The organism is Cellulosimicrobium sp. BMG9.22 (genome assembly GCF_059159975.1).
The window spans coordinates 180,900-197,856 of sequence record NZ_JBZGBY010000003.1; the positions used below are offsets into that span (position 1 = coordinate 180,900).

General features: G+C 72.4%; 16 protein-coding genes. 9 read left to right on the plus strand and 7 right to left on the minus strand.

The annotated features are described in order from the left end of the window. Window positions 1-3: 3 nt before the first annotated feature. The 3 genes from AC4H2H_RS03950 to AC4H2H_RS03960 form a co-directional block, all read right to left on the minus strand. Window positions 4-918, minus strand: coding sequence for a sugar ABC transporter permease (locus AC4H2H_RS03950; protein WP_494369512.1), 915 nt, complete (start codon window positions 916-918; stop codon window positions 4-6). Then, window positions 918-2,561: an ABC transporter permease subunit gene (locus tag AC4H2H_RS03955; RefSeq protein ID WP_494369513.1), complete on the minus strand. Its 1,644-nt coding sequence runs from the start codon at window positions 2,559-2,561 to the stop codon at window positions 918-920. Before AC4H2H_RS03955 ends, AC4H2H_RS03950 begins: the two co-directional genes overlap by 1 nt. A 163-nt stretch (window positions 2,562-2,724) precedes the next feature. Beyond that, the gene (locus AC4H2H_RS03960; protein ID WP_494369514.1) at window positions 2,725-3,957 is read right to left on the minus strand and encodes a sugar ABC transporter substrate-binding protein; all 1,233 of its coding nucleotides are present in this window, start codon (window positions 3,955-3,957) and stop codon (window positions 2,725-2,727) included. A gap of 261 nt (window positions 3,958-4,218) precedes the next feature. Between AC4H2H_RS03960 and AC4H2H_RS03965 the strand changes: the two genes are divergently transcribed. Both AC4H2H_RS03965 and AC4H2H_RS03970 read left to right on the plus strand, forming a co-directional pair. Further along, the gene (locus tag AC4H2H_RS03965) at window positions 4,219-5,286 is read left to right on the plus strand and encodes a LacI family DNA-binding transcriptional regulator (protein ID WP_494369515.1); all 1,068 of its coding nucleotides are present in this window, start codon (window positions 4,219-4,221) and stop codon (window positions 5,284-5,286) included. Window positions 5,287-5,461: 175 nt separating this feature from the next. Continuing rightward, on the plus strand, window positions 5,462-7,288 hold the full coding sequence (locus AC4H2H_RS03970; RefSeq protein ID WP_494369516.1) for a glycoside hydrolase family 13 protein: 1,827 nt from the start codon (window positions 5,462-5,464) through the stop codon (window positions 7,286-7,288). Between the two features lie 108 nt (window positions 7,289-7,396). On the opposite strand, the gene dusB is transcribed toward AC4H2H_RS03970, so the two are convergent. Further along, a complete protein-coding gene (gene dusB / locus AC4H2H_RS03975) occupies window positions 7,397-8,635 on the minus strand; it encodes a tRNA dihydrouridine synthase DusB (protein WP_494369517.1) in 1,239 nt (412 codons plus the stop codon). 116 nt (window positions 8,636-8,751) lie between these two features. On the opposite strand from dusB, the gene AC4H2H_RS03980 reads away from it, so the two are divergent. Next, a complete protein-coding gene (locus tag AC4H2H_RS03980; protein WP_494369518.1) occupies window positions 8,752-8,910 on the plus strand; it encodes a hypothetical protein in 159 nt (52 codons plus the stop codon). 83 nt (window positions 8,911-8,993) lie between these two features. Here AC4H2H_RS03980 and AC4H2H_RS03985 read toward each other — a convergent pair whose 3' ends face one another. Continuing rightward, on the minus strand, window positions 8,994-10,397 hold the full coding sequence (locus AC4H2H_RS03985; RefSeq protein WP_494369519.1) for a glycine--tRNA ligase: 1,404 nt from the start codon (window positions 10,395-10,397) through the stop codon (window positions 8,994-8,996). Between the two features lie 150 nt (window positions 10,398-10,547). On the opposite strand from AC4H2H_RS03985, the gene AC4H2H_RS03990 reads away from it, so the two are divergent. The 6 genes from AC4H2H_RS03990 to AC4H2H_RS04015 are packed head-to-tail and all read left to right on the plus strand — an operon-like array spanning window position 10,548 to window position 15,028. Beyond that, window positions 10,548-11,543, plus strand: a complete 996-nt coding sequence (locus AC4H2H_RS03990; protein ID WP_494369520.1) for a metal ABC transporter substrate-binding protein — start codon at window positions 10,548-10,550, stop codon at window positions 11,541-11,543. Continuing rightward, the gene (locus AC4H2H_RS03995; protein ID WP_494369521.1) at window positions 11,540-12,370 is read left to right on the plus strand and encodes a metal ABC transporter ATP-binding protein; all 831 of its coding nucleotides are present in this window, start codon (window positions 11,540-11,542) and stop codon (window positions 12,368-12,370) included. Before AC4H2H_RS03990 ends, AC4H2H_RS03995 begins: the two co-directional genes overlap by 4 nt. After that, window positions 12,367-13,332, plus strand: a complete 966-nt coding sequence (locus tag AC4H2H_RS04000; RefSeq protein WP_494369522.1) for a metal ABC transporter permease — start codon at window positions 12,367-12,369, stop codon at window positions 13,330-13,332. The genes AC4H2H_RS03995 and AC4H2H_RS04000 overlap by 4 nt, the downstream gene beginning before the upstream one ends. Further along, complete coding sequence (locus AC4H2H_RS04005; protein WP_494369523.1) at window positions 13,329-13,721, plus strand: Fur family transcriptional regulator; 393 nt, start codon at window positions 13,329-13,331, stop codon at window positions 13,719-13,721. Before AC4H2H_RS04000 ends, AC4H2H_RS04005 begins: the two co-directional genes overlap by 4 nt. Before the next feature lie 3 nt (window positions 13,722-13,724). Beyond that, a complete protein-coding gene (locus AC4H2H_RS04010; protein WP_494369524.1) occupies window positions 13,725-14,312 on the plus strand; it encodes a DedA family protein in 588 nt (195 codons plus the stop codon). A gap of 29 nt (window positions 14,313-14,341) precedes the next feature. Continuing rightward, complete coding sequence (locus tag AC4H2H_RS04015; protein WP_494369525.1) at window positions 14,342-15,028, plus strand: alpha/beta fold hydrolase; 687 nt, start codon at window positions 14,342-14,344, stop codon at window positions 15,026-15,028. Window positions 15,029-15,043: 15 nt separating this feature from the next. Here AC4H2H_RS04015 and AC4H2H_RS04020 read toward each other — a convergent pair whose 3' ends face one another. Together AC4H2H_RS04020 and recO are read right to left on the minus strand one after the other, a co-directional pair. Continuing rightward, complete coding sequence (locus tag AC4H2H_RS04020; protein ID WP_494369526.1) at window positions 15,044-15,838, minus strand: isoprenyl transferase; 795 nt, start codon at window positions 15,836-15,838, stop codon at window positions 15,044-15,046. After that, entirely contained in the window at window positions 15,838-16,638 is an 801-nt protein-coding gene (recO, locus tag AC4H2H_RS04025) for a DNA repair protein RecO (RefSeq protein WP_494369527.1), read from the minus strand. Before recO ends, AC4H2H_RS04020 begins: the two co-directional genes overlap by 1 nt. Between the last annotated feature and the right edge of the window lie 319 nt (window positions 16,639-16,957).

A 16,957-nucleotide genomic window follows, 5' to 3' on the forward strand; every position in this document is an offset into this window, starting at 1 on the left:
GGGTCAGCCCTTCACCGAGCCGGCGGTGAGGCCGCCGACGATGTACTTCTGCAGGTAGAGGAACAGCGCGAGGACCGGCAGCGCGGTGATCACGGCACCCGCCGTGAACAGGCCCCAGTTGGCTTCCTTGAGCGAGGACACCCACCCGTAGAGGCCCACGGCGAGCGTCCAGTTGCTCTCGGACGTGAGCACGATGCGCGCGATGATGAACTCGCCGAACGTGCTGATGAAGGAGAGCAGCGCGACCACCGCGAGGATCGGCGCGACGAGGCGCAGGATGATCGTCCAGTAGATCTGGCTGTGCGTCGCGCCGTCGATCTTGGCGGCCTCGTCGAGCTCGCGCGGGACCGTGTTGAAGAACCCGTACATGAGGAACGTGTTCACGCCCAGGGCGCCACCCAGGTAGACCGCGATGAGCGCGATCTTGCTGTTGAGCCCGAGCGCGGGCACGACGTTCCCCAGCCCGAGGAGCAGCAGGAAGATCGCCACGAACGCGAGCATCTGCGGGAACATCTGCACGATGAGCAGCGACGTGAGGCCCGCGCGGCGCCCCGCGAAGCGGAACCGGGAGAACGCGTACGCCGCCGCGGCGCCCATGAGCACGGTGCCGACCGACGTCGCGACGGCGATCACGAGCGTGTTGGCCATCCACGTCCAGAACATCGTGGTGCCGAGCTGGGCGTAGTTCGAGGTGCTCACCTCGGCGAACAGCTCGTTCGAGCCGGTGAGCGTGCCGTTCTCCGACAGCGACGCGGACAGCACGTACACGAGCGGGAAGGCGGCGTACACGACCGCGAAGACGCCGACCACGTGGCGCCAGCCCAGCTCGGAGAACCAGCGGCCCGGCTTCATGCGGTTCCGCGACGCGGCGCCCGTGGCGGGAGCGTCGACGGCCGGGGAGGTGTGCGTGGTCGCCATCAGCTGATCTCCTCGAACTTGCGGGTGCTGCGGAACGCGATCGCGGAGATCGTGCCCACGATCAGGAAGATGACGATCGAGAGGGCGCTCGCGAGCCCGAAGTCCTTCGCGGCCGAGCCGTCGACGCCGGAGATCGAGTACACCATCGAGATGAGGATGTCCGTGTGCCCGAGCGGGACGGACGCGTCCGCGAACCGTGGACCGCCCCCGGTGAGCATGTAGATGAGCGTGAAGTTGTTGAAGTTGAAGGCGAACGACGAGATGAGCAGCGGCGCCGTCGCGATGAGCAGCAGCGGCAGCGTGATCGCGCGCCACGTGCGCCAGCGCCCCGCGCCGTCGATCTTCGCCGCCTCCATGACGTCACCCGGCAGCGACTGCAGCGCGCCCGTGCAGATGAGGAACATGTACGGGAAGCCGAGCCACAGGTTCACCCCCAGCACCGCGAGCTTCGCGAGCCACGGGTCGGTGAGCCACGGGATCTCCGCGCCACCCAGAAGGACGTCGTTGACGAAGCCGAAGCGCGTGTTGAGCAGCCCGGACCACAGCAGGGCCGCGAGGAACCCCGGGATCGCGTACGGCAGGATCATCAGCGTCCGGTAGACCTTGCGCCCGCGCATGCGCGTGTCGTTGAAGACGATGGCGAGGAACAGGCCGAGCAGGAACGTCGAGGCGACCGAGACCACGGCGAAGACGACTGTCCACAGCAGGATCTTCACGAACGGCTCGGCGTAGCGCGCATCGGTGAAGGCCGTGACGAAGTTGTCGAACCCGACCGGTACCCGCCAGCCGACCGCGAGGGTCTCGCCGGTGGGGGACTCGAGCTGACCCTCGTCGTTCGGGGTGTACGTCTGCCCGGTCGTCGTGTCGGTCATGGTGTCCGTCGCCGCGTCCCACTCGAGCGCGGACGTGTAGACGTAGCCGGTCCGCGCGTCGGTCGTGCGGATCGACCCGTCCTCCGGGTCGTCCGAGACGGGCACGCGGAGGTCGGTCACCTCGCCCTGCCGCTGGAGCACCTGGTCGCGCGGCAGCACCTCGAAGCCGGGGACCGCCGTCGCGCGCCCCTCCTCGACCGTGGCGTCGGGGGCGACCTCGAGCGGGCGGTCGGGCGTCCCGACCTCGACGTCGCCGTCCTCGGTGACGACCGCGAAACCGAGCGCGTCGCCGTCGGAGATCACGGTGAGCGCCGACGACGGCGAACCCTCGACGCGTCGCTCGTTCTGGATGAGGAGGGCGTCGACCGCCTGCTCCTTGGTCCCGTTGTGACCGGTGCCGTAGTTCGTGAAGGCGACGTAGCCGGTGTAGCCGACGACGAAGATCTGGTAGACGAGGAGGAAGATCAGCCCCGGCAGGATGTACTTCAGCGGCAGCGCGCGCTTCGAGAAGTAGACCCAGTTCGCCACGGCGAGCATCGCGACCGAGGCGGCGAGGATGCCGTACGAGCCCTCGGTCCACGCCGACCAGACCACGTAGACGCCGAGCGCGTCGACGACGGCCATGAGCACGAGCTTGACGAAGAACCCCGGCCCGTAGTCCCGCGCGTGCGAGGAGTCCGCCGCGCGCAGCCCGCGTGCGCGGCGCGGCGGCGGGCCTTCGGCTCCGGGGGTGCCGACGCCCGCGTCGGCCGTCGTCTGAGGGGCGGACATCGTGGTGCCTCCGGGGTCGTGGACGCGGCTCGTCCCGCGTCTCGGTACTGCGTCGCGGCCCGTTCCGGGCCGCGGATGGCGACGCGCCGTCGCGGTGCGCAGGAGGCCTGCGCACCGCGACGACGGTCGGCCGGGACCGGCCTGGACGGCCGGATCGGCTGGGTCAGCCGTCGATCGCGCCCTGGATGTCGGCGATCATCTTGTCCCATGTCGGCACCGGGTCGGCCCCGCTGACGATCGCGGCCTCGGTGACGCCCCAGAAGCTCCACACGGACGCCATCTCGGGGATCGAGGGCATCGGGACGGCCTCGGCGCCGACGGCGCGGAAGCCCGCGACGATCGGGTCACCCTCGGCGGCCGTGTCGGCCGCGGCCGTGAGCGCCGGCGGACGGTTGCCCGCCTCGTACAGCGCGAGCTGCGCCTCCTCGGTGGAGAGGAAGTTCACGAGGAAGTCGTTCGCGACGATCGCGTTCTCGCTCTCGGCGCTCAGGTAGAAGCCCTGGACGCCGACGAACGGCTGAGCCGCCTGGCCGCCCGCGGTGGGGATCGGGTCGATGGAGAGGTCGAGCCCCTCGAACGACTCGATCATCCAGGGGCCACCCACGATGAACGGCGACTGGCCGTTCTTGAACGCCTCGACGGAGATGTCGTAGGTCGTGTCCTGGCTGAGCACGCCCGCCGCGCCCTGCGCGCCGAGCCACTGCGCGAACGCCTGGCCCTCCGGGCCGCCCATCGCGAGCTCGGAGGAGTAGCTGCCGTCCTCGTTCTGCGTGAAGACGGGGGCGCCGAACGACGTCTGGAACGGGTAGTGCGTGTACGGGTCGCCATCGGCGCCGTCGGACTGAAGGAGGATCGGGAACTGCGTCCCGGCGGCCTGGCCGGCGGCGACGGCCTCGTCCCACGTCGCGGGAGCGGTCGGCGCGAGCGCCGTGTTGCGGATGAGGGCGATGTTCTCGATCGCGTACGGGAGGCCGTAGACCTGGCCGTCCTGCGTGAACGCCTGGATCGAGACCTCCTCGAACTCGGCCGCCTTGTCGCCCAGCTCGAGCGGGGCGACGACGCCGTTCGTCGTGAGCTCGCCGAGCCAGTCGTGCGCGCCGACGGTGATGTCGGGGCCCTCGCCCGTCGGGACCTGCGCGAGGAAGTCCGCCCGGATGTCCTCGAAGTTCTTGAGCACGACCTCGACGGCGGTACCCGTCTCGGCCTCGAAGGACTCTGCCGCTGCGGTCACGGCGTCCTGACGCGTCTCGTCGACCCAGACGGTGAGCGAGCCGCTCGCGGAGGTGTCCTCGGCGCTCGGCTCGTCGGTGGTCTCGTCGCCCGAGCCGCCGGACGAGCAGGCGGCCAGCGCCAGCGTCGTGGTCAGCGCGGCGGCGAGAAGGATGCTCCGTCGCATCAGTGGTCACTCCCAGCATGTTGCAGTGCGATGGCGGCCCCTGCCGGCTCGCGCCGACCGTGGCCCTGATGCGAGGACCGTAGAACGCGAGGTGGCACACGTGCAAGTCGTTGCGGTAACTTTCATGCAACGCTTTGCAGGGCGCCGTCCGGCGTCCGCCCGCCTCCACCGGCCGACGGCCCGCGCTCCACCCCAGGAGCCGACCGCTCGCCGACCGGACGACCAGGACGAGGAGGTCCGGTGTCACCTACGCTTCCCCATGTGCGCACCCGTCTCAGCGATCTCGCCGCCCAGGCCGGCGTCTCCACCGCGACGGTCTCGCGCGTCCTCAACGGCAAGCCCGGCGTCGCGGGCGAGACCCGCCAGGCGGTGCTCGCCGCGCTCGACGTGCTCGGCTACGAGCGGCCGTCGACGCTGCGCACCCGCTCGGCCGGCCTCGTCGGCCTTGTCGTGCCCGAGCTGACGAACCCCGTCTTCCCCGCGTTCGCCCAGACGATCGAGTCGCTGCTCTCCGAGCACGGGTACACCCCGCTGCTGTGCGCGCAGTCCCCCGGCGGCACGACCGAGGACGACTACGTCGACATGCTCATGGACCACACCGTCGACGGGATCGTCTTCGTGTCCGGCCTGCACGCCGACACCCAGGCGAGCCACGAGCGCTACGAGCGCCTGTGCAGCCGCGGCATCCCCACCGTCCTGGTCAACGGCTACACCGAGGGCATCGACGCACCCTTCCTGTCCACCGACGACGTGGCGAGCGTCGAGCTCTCGGTGCGCCACCTGGTCTCGCTCGGCCATCGCCGGATCGGCCTCGCGATCGGCCCGGACCGTTTCGTCCCCGCCCGGCGCAAGCGCGCCAGCTTCGCGGAGTCGCTCGTGCGGCACGACCTGGCAGCGGACGAGGCCGAGGCCGCAGAGCACGTCGTGACCACGCTCTACACCGTCGAGGGCGGCCAGGCCGCGGGCGGCGAGCTCATCGACTCCGGGCACACCGCGATCGTCTGCGGCTCGGACCTCATGGCGCTGGGCGCGATCCGGGCGGCGCGCTCGCGCGGCCTGCGCGTGCCGGACGACATCTCGGTCGTCGGGTACGACGACTCACCGCTCATCGCCTTCACCGACCCGCCTCTCACGACGGTGCGCCAGCCCGTGTCCGCGATGGCGCGCGCCGCGGTCAGCGCGCTGCTCACCGAGATCGCCGGCGAGCGAGCGCCCCGCACCGAGCTGCTCTTCCGGCCCGAGCTCATAGTGCGCGACTCCACGGGCGCCGCACCGGCACGGTCGGCTGCAGAGGCCGTCACGCCCGCCCCGAGCCCCCCGACCGACTGACCGCAGGCGCCCGGGGCCGACCGTCCGGGTGCCCTCCACGGACCGGTCGGCGTGCGCCGTCGGACACCCGCAACGCGCACCGCAAGCGCTTACACTCGATGGCGGGATCGGCGCGCCACGCTCGACGGACCATCCTGAAACCGACGAAGACACTCACGTGAGGACCGACAGCTCGATGACTCGTATCGATTCGACGCCGACCGCCACCGCCCCGGCGCCGACACCCCTGGCCAGCGGCGCGCTCGTCCACGCCGGACCCGGCGAGGCGCCCGAGTGGTGGCGCGAAGCGGTCATCTACCAGGTGTACCCGCGCTCGTTCGCGGACGGGGACGGGGACGGCATCGGCGACCTGCCGGGCATCACCTCGAAGCTCGACCACCTCGCCGAGCTCGGGATCGACGCGGTATGGCTGAGCCCGTTCTTCCGCTCGCCGCAGAAGGACGCCGGGTACGACGTCGCCGACTACCGCGACGTCGACCCCTTGTTCGGCACGCTCGCCGACTTCGACGAGCTCCTCGCCCAGGCGCACGCCCGCGGTCTCCGCGTGATCGTCGACCTCGTCCCGAACCACACGTCCGACCAGCACGCGTGGTTCCAGGCGGCGCTCGCCGCCCCGGAGGGATCCGCGGAGCGCGCGCGCTACGTCTTCCGCGAGGGCAACGGCGAGCACGGCGAGCTGCCCCCGAACAACTGGCAGTCGATCTTCGGCGGCCCCGCGTGGACGCGCGTCACGGCCGGACAGGGTGCGCACCCCGTGACCGGAGCCGCCGACGAGGCCCCGGGGCAGTGGTACCTGCACCTGTTCGACTCGACGCAGCCGGACCTGAACTGGGAGAACCCCGAGGTGCGCGCCGAGTTCGAGCAGGTCCTGCGCTTCTGGCTCGACAAGGGCGTCGACGGGTTCCGCATCGACGTCGCCCACGGCATGATCAAGGCCGACGGCCTGCCCGACTGGGACGGGTCCGTGTCGATGGTCGAGGGCACCGAGGGCAGCACGGAGACCGACCCGGGCGCCCCCGAGGACGGGTCCACCGGCGCCGGGAACGCCGGCCCGATGTTCGACCAGGACGGCGTGCACGAGATCTACCGCGACTGGCACCGCGTGCTCGCGGAGTACGACGGCGACCGTGCCCTCGTGGCCGAGGCGTGGGTCGAGCCGCTCTCGCGCCTCGCGCGCTACGTGCGCCCGGACGAGATGCACCAGGCGTTCAACTTCTCGTTCCTCACCACCATGTGGTCCGCAGCGCCGCTGCGCACCGTCATCGCCGCGTCCCTGCACGCGAACGACGAGGTCGGCGCCCCGACGACGTGGGTCCTGTCCAACCACGACGTCGTGCGCCACGCGTCGCGGCTCGGGCTCGCCGAGCCGGGCCTGCGCCCGAACGGGATCTTCGCGCACGACCCCCAGCCCGACGAGGAGCTCGGCCTGCGCCGCGCGCGCGCTGCGTCGGTGCTCATGCTCGGCCTGCCCGGGTCCTCCTACCTCTTCCAGGGCGAGGAGCTGGGCCTGCCCGAGCACACCGCCCTGCCCGACGACGTCCGCGAGGACCCCGCGTTCTTCCGCACCGCCGGTGCCGAGGCAGGCCGCGACGGGTGCCGCATCCCGCTCCCCTGGCAGGCCGACGCGCCCGGCAACGGGTTCGGGCCCACCGGCAAGACGTGGCTCCCGCAGCCCGAGGCCTACGCGCGCTACGCCGCCGACGTGCAGCGCGGCGTCGAGGGGTCGACGTACGAGACGTACCGCACCGCGCTCGCGACGCGCCGCGCCGAGCACCTCGGCGCCGGCACGCTCGCGTGGGTCGAGGACCTCGCCGACTCGGCCGACGTGATCGCGTTCCGCAATCGCGACGTCGTCGTGCTCGCCAACCTCGGCACCGAGCCGGTCGTGCTGCCGCACGGGGCCGAGGTGCTCGTCGCCTCCGGCCCGGTCCTCACCGACCGTTCCGCCGACCCGCAGGTGCGCGTCCCGTCCGACACGACGGTCTGGCTCCGCGCGGTCTGACGCGCCGAGCCGTCCCGCCGCGAACGGCCGGGGTCCCGGAAGGGGACCCCGGCCGTCGTCGTCCGGCGGCCTGCGTTCTGCAGCGTCGAGGACGGCTCCGTCGACGGCTCAGCCGCCCGAGACGCTCAGCTCGGCCTCGCGCAGACGCGCGGAGTGCTCGGCGTCGAGCTCGCGCGAATCGAGCCAGCCGTACGGCAGGTGCGGGGTCTTGGGCGACCCCGCTCGCCCGCGCTGACCCTCGGCCGCCTCGCCCGGGTAGGGCGCGTCGAGGTCGAGGTCGTCGAGCAGGCCGCGCAGCTCCGTGAGGGTCGAGACCATCGCGAGCGAGCGGCGCGCGTCCCCGCCGACCGCGTAGCCCTTGAGGTACCACGCCATGTGCTTGCGCAGGTCGCGCATGCCCTTGCCCTCGTCGCCGTCGAAGTACTCGATCATCAGCTCGCCGTGGCGGTAGATCGTCTCGGCGACCTCGCGCAGCCCAGGGCGCACGCGCTCGGGGCGACCCGCGAACGCTGCCGCGAGGTCCGCGAACAGCCACGGCCGGCCCTGGCACCCGCGGCCGACGACGACGCCGTCGCACCCCGTCTCGCGGACCATGCGCACGGCGTCCTCGGCGGACCAGATGTCGCCGTTGCCGAGCACCGGGACGCTCGTGACCGCCTCCTTGAGTCGGGCGATCGCCGTCCAGTCCGCGGTCCCGGAGTAGTGCTCGGCGGCCGTGCGCGCGTGCAGCGCGACGGAGGCGACACCGAGGCCCTCGGCGATGCGGCCGGCCTCGAGGTAGGTCAGGTGGTCGTCGTCGATGCCCTTGCGCATCTTGACCGTGACGGGCACCCCGTACGGACGGGCGGCCTCGACGGCCTCGCGCACGATGGACGTGAACAGGTCGCGCTTCCAGGGGAGCGCCGCTCCCCCGCCGCGGCGCGTCACCTTGGGCACGGGGCAGCCGAAGTTGAGGTCGACGTGGTCCGCCCGGTCCTCGGAGACGATGATCCGCACGGCCTCGCGCACGGTCGCCGGGTCGACGCCGTACACCTGGGCCGACCGCGGGACCTCGTCCGCGCCGAAGGTCACGATGCGCAGCGCCTCGGTGTTGCGCTCGACGAGCGCGCGGCTCGTGACCATCTCGGCGACGTAGAGGCCGGGGTGCTGGCCCCCGCTGGCGCCGGCCTCGCGGCAGAGCGTGCGGAACGCCCGGTTGGTCACGCCGGCCATGGGGGCGAGCACCACGGGGGTGTCGACGACGATCGGGCCGATGCGCAGCGGGGCGAGGATCGGCTCGGTGACGCCGCTGGTGGCGGCGTCGCTGGCCGTGCTGAGTACGGTGGTTGGAGCGGTCACGCGCTCCATTGTCCCACCCGGTCGGCGACCGACCGTGAGAGCCGCTTCGACGAGCGGGGTTCGGCGACCCGTGCCAGGGTGAAGAGGTCCGGCAATACCGGCCGGACACTGACGAAAGGGACGACATGCCTCTCTGGCTCATCCTGGTCATCGTCGGCGCCGTGCTCCTCATCCTCGGCGTCGCCATCGAGGCCGCGCAGGTTCTCATCTGGATCGGCATCATCGTGCTGGTCGTGAGCCTCGTGATCGGCCTGCTCAACCGGGCGAAGGGCGCGGCCCGCTAGCGGAGCCGCAGGGGGCGAGCGCGTCCCGAGACGCGACGGAGGGGCGGGACCGACACGGTCCCGCCCCTCCTCTGCGCCGCGCGTCAGGCGCCCAGCAGGTGCCCGGCGAGGTACTCGGTGACCTTGTCGAGCGACACGCGCTCCTGGGCCATCGAGTCGCGGTGGCGGATCGTCACGGCCTGGTCGTCGAGCGTGTCGAAGTCGACGGTGATGCAGAACGGCGTGCCGATCTCGTCCTGACGGCGGTAGCGGCGGCCGATCGCCCCGGCGTCGTCGAAGTCGACGTTCCAGTACTTCCGCAGCTCCGTCGCGAGGTCCTTCGCCTTCGGCGAGAGCTGCTCGTTCCGGCTGAGCGGGAGGACGGCGGCCTTGACCGGAGCGAGGCGGTGGTCGAGGCGCAGGACGGTGCGCTTGTCGACGCCGCCCTTCGCGTTGGGCGCCTCGTCCTCGGTGTACGCCTCGACGAGGAACGCCATGAGGGAGCGCGTCAGGCCGGCGGCCGGCTCGATGACGTAGGGGACCCAGCGCTCGTTCTTCGTCTGGTCGAAGTACGACAGGTCCTTGCCGGAGTGCTCCGCGTGCGTCTTGAGGTCGAAGTCGGTGCGGTTCGCGATGCCCTCGAGCTCGCCCCACTCGGAACCCTGGAACCCGAAGCGGTACTCGATGTCGACCGTGCGGGTCGAGTAGTGCGACAGCTTCTCCTGCGGGTGCTCGAAGAGGCGCAGGTTGTCGCGCGAGATGCCGAGGTCGACGTACCAGTCGGTGCGCGTGTCGATCCAGTACTGGTGCCACTCGGCGTCCGTGCCGGGCTCGACGAAGAACTCCATCTCCATCTGCTCGAACTCGCGCGTGCGGAAGATGAAGTTGCCCGGCGTGATCTCGTTGCGGAACGACTTGCCGATCTGGCCGATGCCGAACGGCGGCTTCTTGCGGCTCGCGCCCATGACGTTGGCGAAGTTCACGAAGATGCCCTGCGCCGTCTCGGGGCGCAGGTAGTGCAGCCCGGACTCGTCCTCGACGGGGCCGAGGTGGGTCTTGAGCATCATGTTGAAGTCGCGCGGCTCGGTCCACTGCCCGCGCGTGCCGCAGTTGGGGCACGCGATCTCGGCGAGGCCGCCCTCGGGCGCGCGGCCCTTCTTCTCCTCGAACTCCTCGAGCATCTGGTCCTCGCGGTACCGCTTGTGGCACGAGAGGCATTCGGTGAGCGGGTCGGTGAAGACGCCGACGTGGCCCGAGGCCACCCAGACCTGGCGCGGGAGGATGACGGAAGAGTCGAGCCCGACGACGTCGTCACGGCTCGTGACCGTCGCGCGCCACCACTGCTTCTTGATGTTCTCCTTGAGCTCGGTGCCGAGCGGCCCGTAGTCCCAGGCGGAGCGGGTACCGCCGTAGATCTCGCCCGAGGGGAAGACGAACCCGCGCCTCTTGGCGAGGGAAACGACGGCGTCGAGACGGGCGGTGGGTGAGGGCGCTGCGGCCACGGTCATCACTCCTTGCTACGGCCCGCACGTGGCTCGTGGGGGCTGGACGGGTGGTCGGCGCCCGCACGGGCGCCGACCGACCAGCGTACCCGGCCGTGACCGGTCTCACCGGGAACGGTTTTGACATCCATTCTCAAGAAGGCGGACACTGGAGACATGCACCGCTCTCCCGCCCGGCGCCGTCGCGCCCTCACCACGTCCGCCGTCCTCGCCACGGCCGCCCTCGTCGCGGCCTGCTCCCCGGGCGACGGCGGCACGGGGGGCGACGGCACGGACGCACGGCTGCAGGTGCTCGCGTCGTTCTACCCGCTGCAGTACGTCGTCGAGCAGGTCGGCGGTGAGCACGTCGACGTCTCCAACCTCACGCCGCCCGCGGCCGAGCCGCACGACCTCGAGCTCGCGCCCGCCCAGGTGCGCTCGATCGGCGACGCCGACCTCGTCGTCTACCTCTCCGGCTTCCAGCCGGCCGTCGACGAGGGCATCGAGCAGCGCGCCCCCGAGCACGTGGTGGACGCCGCGGAGTCCGCGGGCCTCGAGGCGCACCCCGACGGCGGGCAGGTCCACGCCGGGGAGAGCGCCGAGGAGCACGCCGAGCACGAGGAGGAGGGAGCTGCGGACGACGGGCACGACCACGGCTCGACCGACCCGCACTTCTGGCTCGACCCGACGCGCCTCGCGGCAGTCGGCGACGCCGTCGCGGACGAGCTCTCCGCCGTCGATCCCGACCACGCGGACGACTACGCGGCCGGCGCCGAGGCGCTCACCGCGGACCTCGACGCGCTGGACGCCGAGTTCGCCGAGACGCTCGCACCGTGCGCGGGAGCCACGCTCGTGACCTCGCACGAGGCGTTCGGCTACCTCGCCGAGCGGTACGACCTCGAGCAAGTGGGGATCTCCGGCATCGACCCCGAGGCCGAGCCTTCTCCCGCGCGCCTGCGCGAGGTCGGCGAGATCGTCGAGGAGAACGGCGTGACGACGCTGTTCTTCGAGACGCTCGTCAGCCCGAAGGTGACGCAGACCCTGGCCGACGACCTCGGCGTCGGGACCGCGCTGCTCGACCCGCTGGAGAGCCTCGCCGAGGGGGCGACGGACTACCGTGAGGTCATGGAGTCCAACCTCGACGCGCTCGCCTCCGGTCTCGTCTGCTCATGACGGACGCACCCGAGCTCCTCACCGCGCGCGACCTGCACGTGACGCTCGGCGGGAGCGAGATCCTGCGCGGGATCGACCTGTCCGTCCGTGCGGGCGAGGTCGTCGCCCTGCTCGGCGCCAACGGGTCGGGCAAGTCCACCCTCGTGCGCGCGCTCGTGGGCATCGTCCCGCCCTCCCGCGGTTCCGTCGAGCTGTTCGACATCCCGCTCGGCGCACGCGTCCCGTGGCAGCGCCTCGGGTACGTTCCGCAGCGCGTGGCCGCGCCGTCGGGCATGCCCTCGACCGCATCGGAGGTCGTCGCGTCCGGCCTCCTCGGTGGCGGCCGTCTCCGGCTCCCCCGCGGCTGGCAGGAGCGCACGGTCGAGGCTCTCGAGCTGGTCGGCCTCGCCGACCGCGCCGACGACTCGACCGCCGAGCTCTCCGGCGGCCAGCAGCAGCGCGTGCTCATCGCCCGCGCCCTCGTCCGCCGGCCCGACCTGCTCGTGCTCGACGAACCCGTCGCGGGCGTCGACAAGGAGAGCCAGGAGGCGTTCGCCGAGACCATGACGCGGCTCGTCGACGACGGGCTCACGGTCCTCGTCGTGCTCCACGAGCTGGGCGTCCTCGCCCCGCTCATCGGTCGCGCGGTCGTCCTGCGGCACGGGCGTGTCGTGCACGACGGCGCCCCGCCCCGCGCGTCCTCGACGCACGCGGGTGCCACGCACCAGCATCTCCACCCGCACGAGCCCGCGGACGGCGACGGCGCCCTCACCGGCCCGTCGACCGGCCTCTCCGACACCCTGTACCCCGGCGTGGCCGCGGGTCGCACCCCCAGGAACGCCTCATGACCCTGTTCTCGGAGCTCTCCGCGATGCTCACCGACCCGCTCATGCAGCGTGCGCTCGTGGCCGCGCTGCTCGTGGGTGTGAGCGCGCCCGTCGTGGGCACCTACCTCGTCCAGCGCAAGCTCTCGCTCCTCGGTGACGGGATCGGGCACGTCGCGCTCACGGGCGTCGCGCTCGGGTGGCTCGTCGGGGCGGCGATGGGCGTCGTGCCGGACGACGCGCTCGCGGTCCCCGGTGCGGTGGTCGCGGCCGTCCTCGGTGCCGTCGCCATCGAGCTCGTGCGCGAGCGCGGCCGGACGAGCGGCGACCTCGCGCTCGCCCTCCTCTTCTACGGCGGCATCGCGGGCGGCGTGCTGCTCATCGGGCTCGCCGGGGGGTCCGCGGGCAGCCTCATGCAGTACCTGTTCGGCTCGATCTCGACCGTGACGTCGGCGGACCTCGTGCTCACCGTCGTCCTGAGCGCCGTCGTCCTCCTCGTGGGCATCGGGCTGCGGGCGGCGCTGTTCTCCGTGAGCCACGACGAGGAGTTCGCGCGCGCCTCCGGCCTGCCGGTCCGCTCGCTGAACATCGCCGTCGCCGTCGTCGCGGCGCTCACCGTGACGGTGTCGATGCGCGTCGTCGGTCTCCTGCTCGTGAGCGCGCTCATGATCGTGCCCGTGGCCGTCGCGCAGCTCGTCACGCGCTCGTTCCGCCGCACGATGCTCGTCGCCTGCGTGGTCGGTGTCGTCGTGTGCGTCGTCGGACTGTCGTTCACCTACTGGAACAACGTGTCGCCCGGCGCGACGATCGTCGTCCTCGCGATCGGGACCTACCTCGTCGTGGCCGCTCTGCGCCCGCTCTGGGTGCGCCGTCGGCCGCGCGTCGCGCGCGACCCCCACCCGGACATCCCCGACGACGTCGAGCTCGATCTCGTACCCTCGGGGGCCACGAACCGTTCCACCGGAGGTGACACGTGCAGCGCATGACCCGGCAGCGCGCCGCCGTCTCGGACGCGCTGGAGGACCTCGACGACTTCCGCAGCGCCCAGCAGCTCCACGAGGTCCTGCGCTCGCGCGGCGACAACGTGGGCCTCGCGACCGTGTACCGCACGCTGCAGAGCCTCGCCGACGGCGGCGACGTCGACGTCCTGCGCACCGAGGACGGCGAGAACCTGTACCGCCGGTGCGAGCGTCGCGAGCACCACCACCACCTCGTGTGCCGTTCGTGCGGCCGGACAGTCGAGATCGACGGGCCCACGGTCGAGGCCTGGGCGAACCAGGTCGGCACGTCGCACGGGTTCTCGGACATCCAGCACACGATCGAGCTGTTCGGCACCTGCGCGGGCTGCGCCCGCACCGCCTCGGCACGGGACTGAGCCGTGCCCGACGCGCTCGACGGCGCCCCGTTCGCCGCGCTGTTCGCGTTCTTCTTCGCGGTCGTCCTCGTCCGGACGCAGGCGACGTACTGGATCGCGCGCCTGGTGACGGTCTGGACGCTCGACCGCACCCGGCCCGTCAAGCCGTGGGTCGCCCGCGTCCACACGTGGCTGTCCGGGGACTCCACCGCCCGGGGCGTCGCCGTCGTCCGGCGCTGGGGGGTGCTCGCGGTCCCCGCGTCGTTCCTCGCGACCGGGACCAAGACGGTGGTCAACGCGGCGGCGGGCGTCGTGCGCATGCCCTTCGGGCGCTATCTCGGCGCGATGCTGGTCGGGTGCGCGATCCACGCGACGATCTACGCGACCGTCGGGTGGGCCGTGTGGTCCGCGACGCTCGCCGCCGCGACCGGGTCGCCGTGGGGCATCGCCGTGCTGGTCGCCCTCGTGGGTACCATCGCCGCGCTCGTCGTCGGCACGGTCCGACGACGCACGTCGCGCCGCGTGGACGCCGCTGCGGTGCGGCCCACGGCGACGCCCGGTGACGACACGGTCCTCGAGCCGGTGAGGACCGAGCGCACGCCGGAGCGATGAGTTCGCCTCCGCTCGACCGTCCCCACCGCATGACGACCTTCCTGCTGCTGCCCGGTGCCGGCGGTGACCCCGGGTACTGGTCCGGCCTCGTTCCCGAGCTCGAACGGCTCGGGCACCTCGCCGTGCCGGTCGACCTGCCGCAGCACGACGAGGCGTACGGCTGGACGGACCTCGCCGACGTCGCCGCCGCCGCGCTGCACGACGCCGTCGGTCCCGACGCGGGACCCGACCTCGTGGTCGTCGCGCAGTCGATGGGCACCTACGTCGCGCCGCTCCTGTGCGGGAGGGAGCCCGCGCGGCTGCTCGTCCTGCTCAACCCGATGATCCCGCTGCCGGGCGAGACCGGTGCCGACTGGTGGCGTGCCACGGGCCACGACGGCGCACGCGCCGACGCGGGGCTCGGCCCCTTCGACCCGGTCGAGGACTTCTTCCACGACGTGCCGGCGGACGTCCGGGAACAGGTCCTGGCCGGGGAGGACCGGGCGCCGTCGGAGCGATCCTTCGGCGAGCCCTGGCCCGCGCCGGCGTGGCCCGACGTGCCGACCGTCGTGCTGCAGGGCCGCGACGACCGGCTCTTCCCGCTCGCGTTCCAGCGCACCGTCGCGCGCGAGCGCCTGGACCTCGACGTCGAGGAGGTGCCGGGCGGGCACCTCGTCGCGCTCAGCCGTCCGCGCGAGCTCGCCGCACGCCTCGACGCGCTCGCGGCGGTGCGCTGAGAGGGCTGAGAACGGTCAGCTCGTCGCGACGGCGTCGACCGCGCCGCCGTAACGGCGGTCGCGGCGCGCGTACTCCTCGACGGCGCGCCACAGGTGACGGCGGTCGACGTCGGGCCACGGCTCGGGGAGGAACACCAGCTCCGCGTACGCCGCCTGCCAGAGCATGAAGTTCGACGTGCGCTGCTCCCCCGAGCTGCGCAGGAACAGGTCGACGTCCGGCAGGTCGGGCTCGTCGAGGTACTTCTGGATCGTGCGCTCCGTGACCTTGCCCGGGTCGAGCCGCCCGGCGGCGACCTCCCGCGCGATCGCGGCCGCGGCGTCGGCGATCTCGGCGCGGCCGCCGTAGTTGACGCACATCGTCAAGGTGCACACGTCGTTGTCCTTCGTCTGCTCCTCGGCGATCTCCAGCTCCTTGATCACCGAGGTCCACAGCCGCGGCCGTCGCCCGGCCCAGCGGACGCGCACGCCCCAGGAGTCCATCTCGTCGCGGCGGCGCCGGATGACGTCACGGTTGAACCCCATGAGGAAGCGCACCTCCTCCGGCGAGCGCTTCCAGTTCTCCGTCGAGAACGCGTACGCCGACACGTGCTTGACGCCGATCTCGACGGCGCCCGCGACGACGTCGAGCAGCGCCGCCTCGCCCGCCTCGTGGCCCGCCGTCCGCGGCAGCCCTCGCGCGTTCGCCCAGCGCCCGTTGCCGTCCATGACGACCGCGACGTGCTGGGGCACGAACTGCGCCGGGATCGCCGGGGCCTGCGCACCGCTCGGATGCGGGAACGGCGCGGCGTACGACCGCCGTCCGCGCGCCATCAGGCGTCCTGCCCGGTCGCGGCGACCGGGCCGCCGTCGAGGCCAGGGTGCGGGACGACGGCGGGGGGCACGTCCCGCTCCACCATGCGCAGTGATCGCAACGTTCTCTCCAGGTGGTATTGGCTGTAGGCGGCCACGAGGCCGCTCGCTTCCTTGCGGTGCCGTGCGTCGGACGCGTCGGCGGTGTCCCAGTCCCCCGCGAGGAGCGCGGCGAGCAGGACGAAGGTCTCCGGGGCGGGCGCCGTCGACCCCGGCGGGCGACAGCGCGAGCACACCGCCCCGCCCTGCGCGACGGCGAACGACCGGTGCGGGCCCGGCTCCCCGCACCGCGCGCAGTCGACGAACGACGGCGCCCATCCCGCGACCGCGAGCGCCCGCAGCAGGTACGAGTCGAGCACGAGCCCCGGCGCGTGAGCGTTCTCGGACAGGGCGCGGAGCGCGCCCGAGAGGAGCCAGTACTGCTGGACGGCCGGCTCCCTCTCGTCCGCGACGAGCCGCTCCGCCGTCTCGAGCATCACCGTGCCCGCCGTGTAGAGCGCGTAGTCCTCGCAGATACGGCGCGCGTACGGCCCGATCGTCTCCGCCTGCGTCACCGTGTCGAGCGAGCGCCCCACGTAGAGCTGCACGTCCACCGCCATGAACGGCTCCAGCCGCGCCCCGAACCGCGACGACGTGCGCCGCACCCCCTTGCCCACGGCACGGACCTTGCCGTGCTCGCGCGTGAGAAGGGTGATGATGCGGTCCGCCTCGCCCAGCTTCTGGGCGCGCAGCACGATCGCGTCGTCTCGGTACAGGACCACGCCCCCATTGTCCGTCATCCCACCCACGTCCCCGCGCGCGACGTGTTGTCGGGGCCGGGTCAACGTGGTCGGGTCCGCGGTGGGGTCGGACCATGTGCTCGGACTGGCGCGCCGTCACCCTGGTCGTTCGTCCTCGCTTCACGAGCGCGCCTTGACGTCCTTCGCACATGGTCCGCCCCCACCGCTCGTCCTGCCCGTCACCGACACGTCGGCCGGTCGCACGGATCGGCACGCCCGCAACCTGGACGGTTCGGCACTTCGTGTCCCCGATCGGCACCTAGGGCTGCCGAATCGTGCGCGAGGTACCGAACGGTGCGGT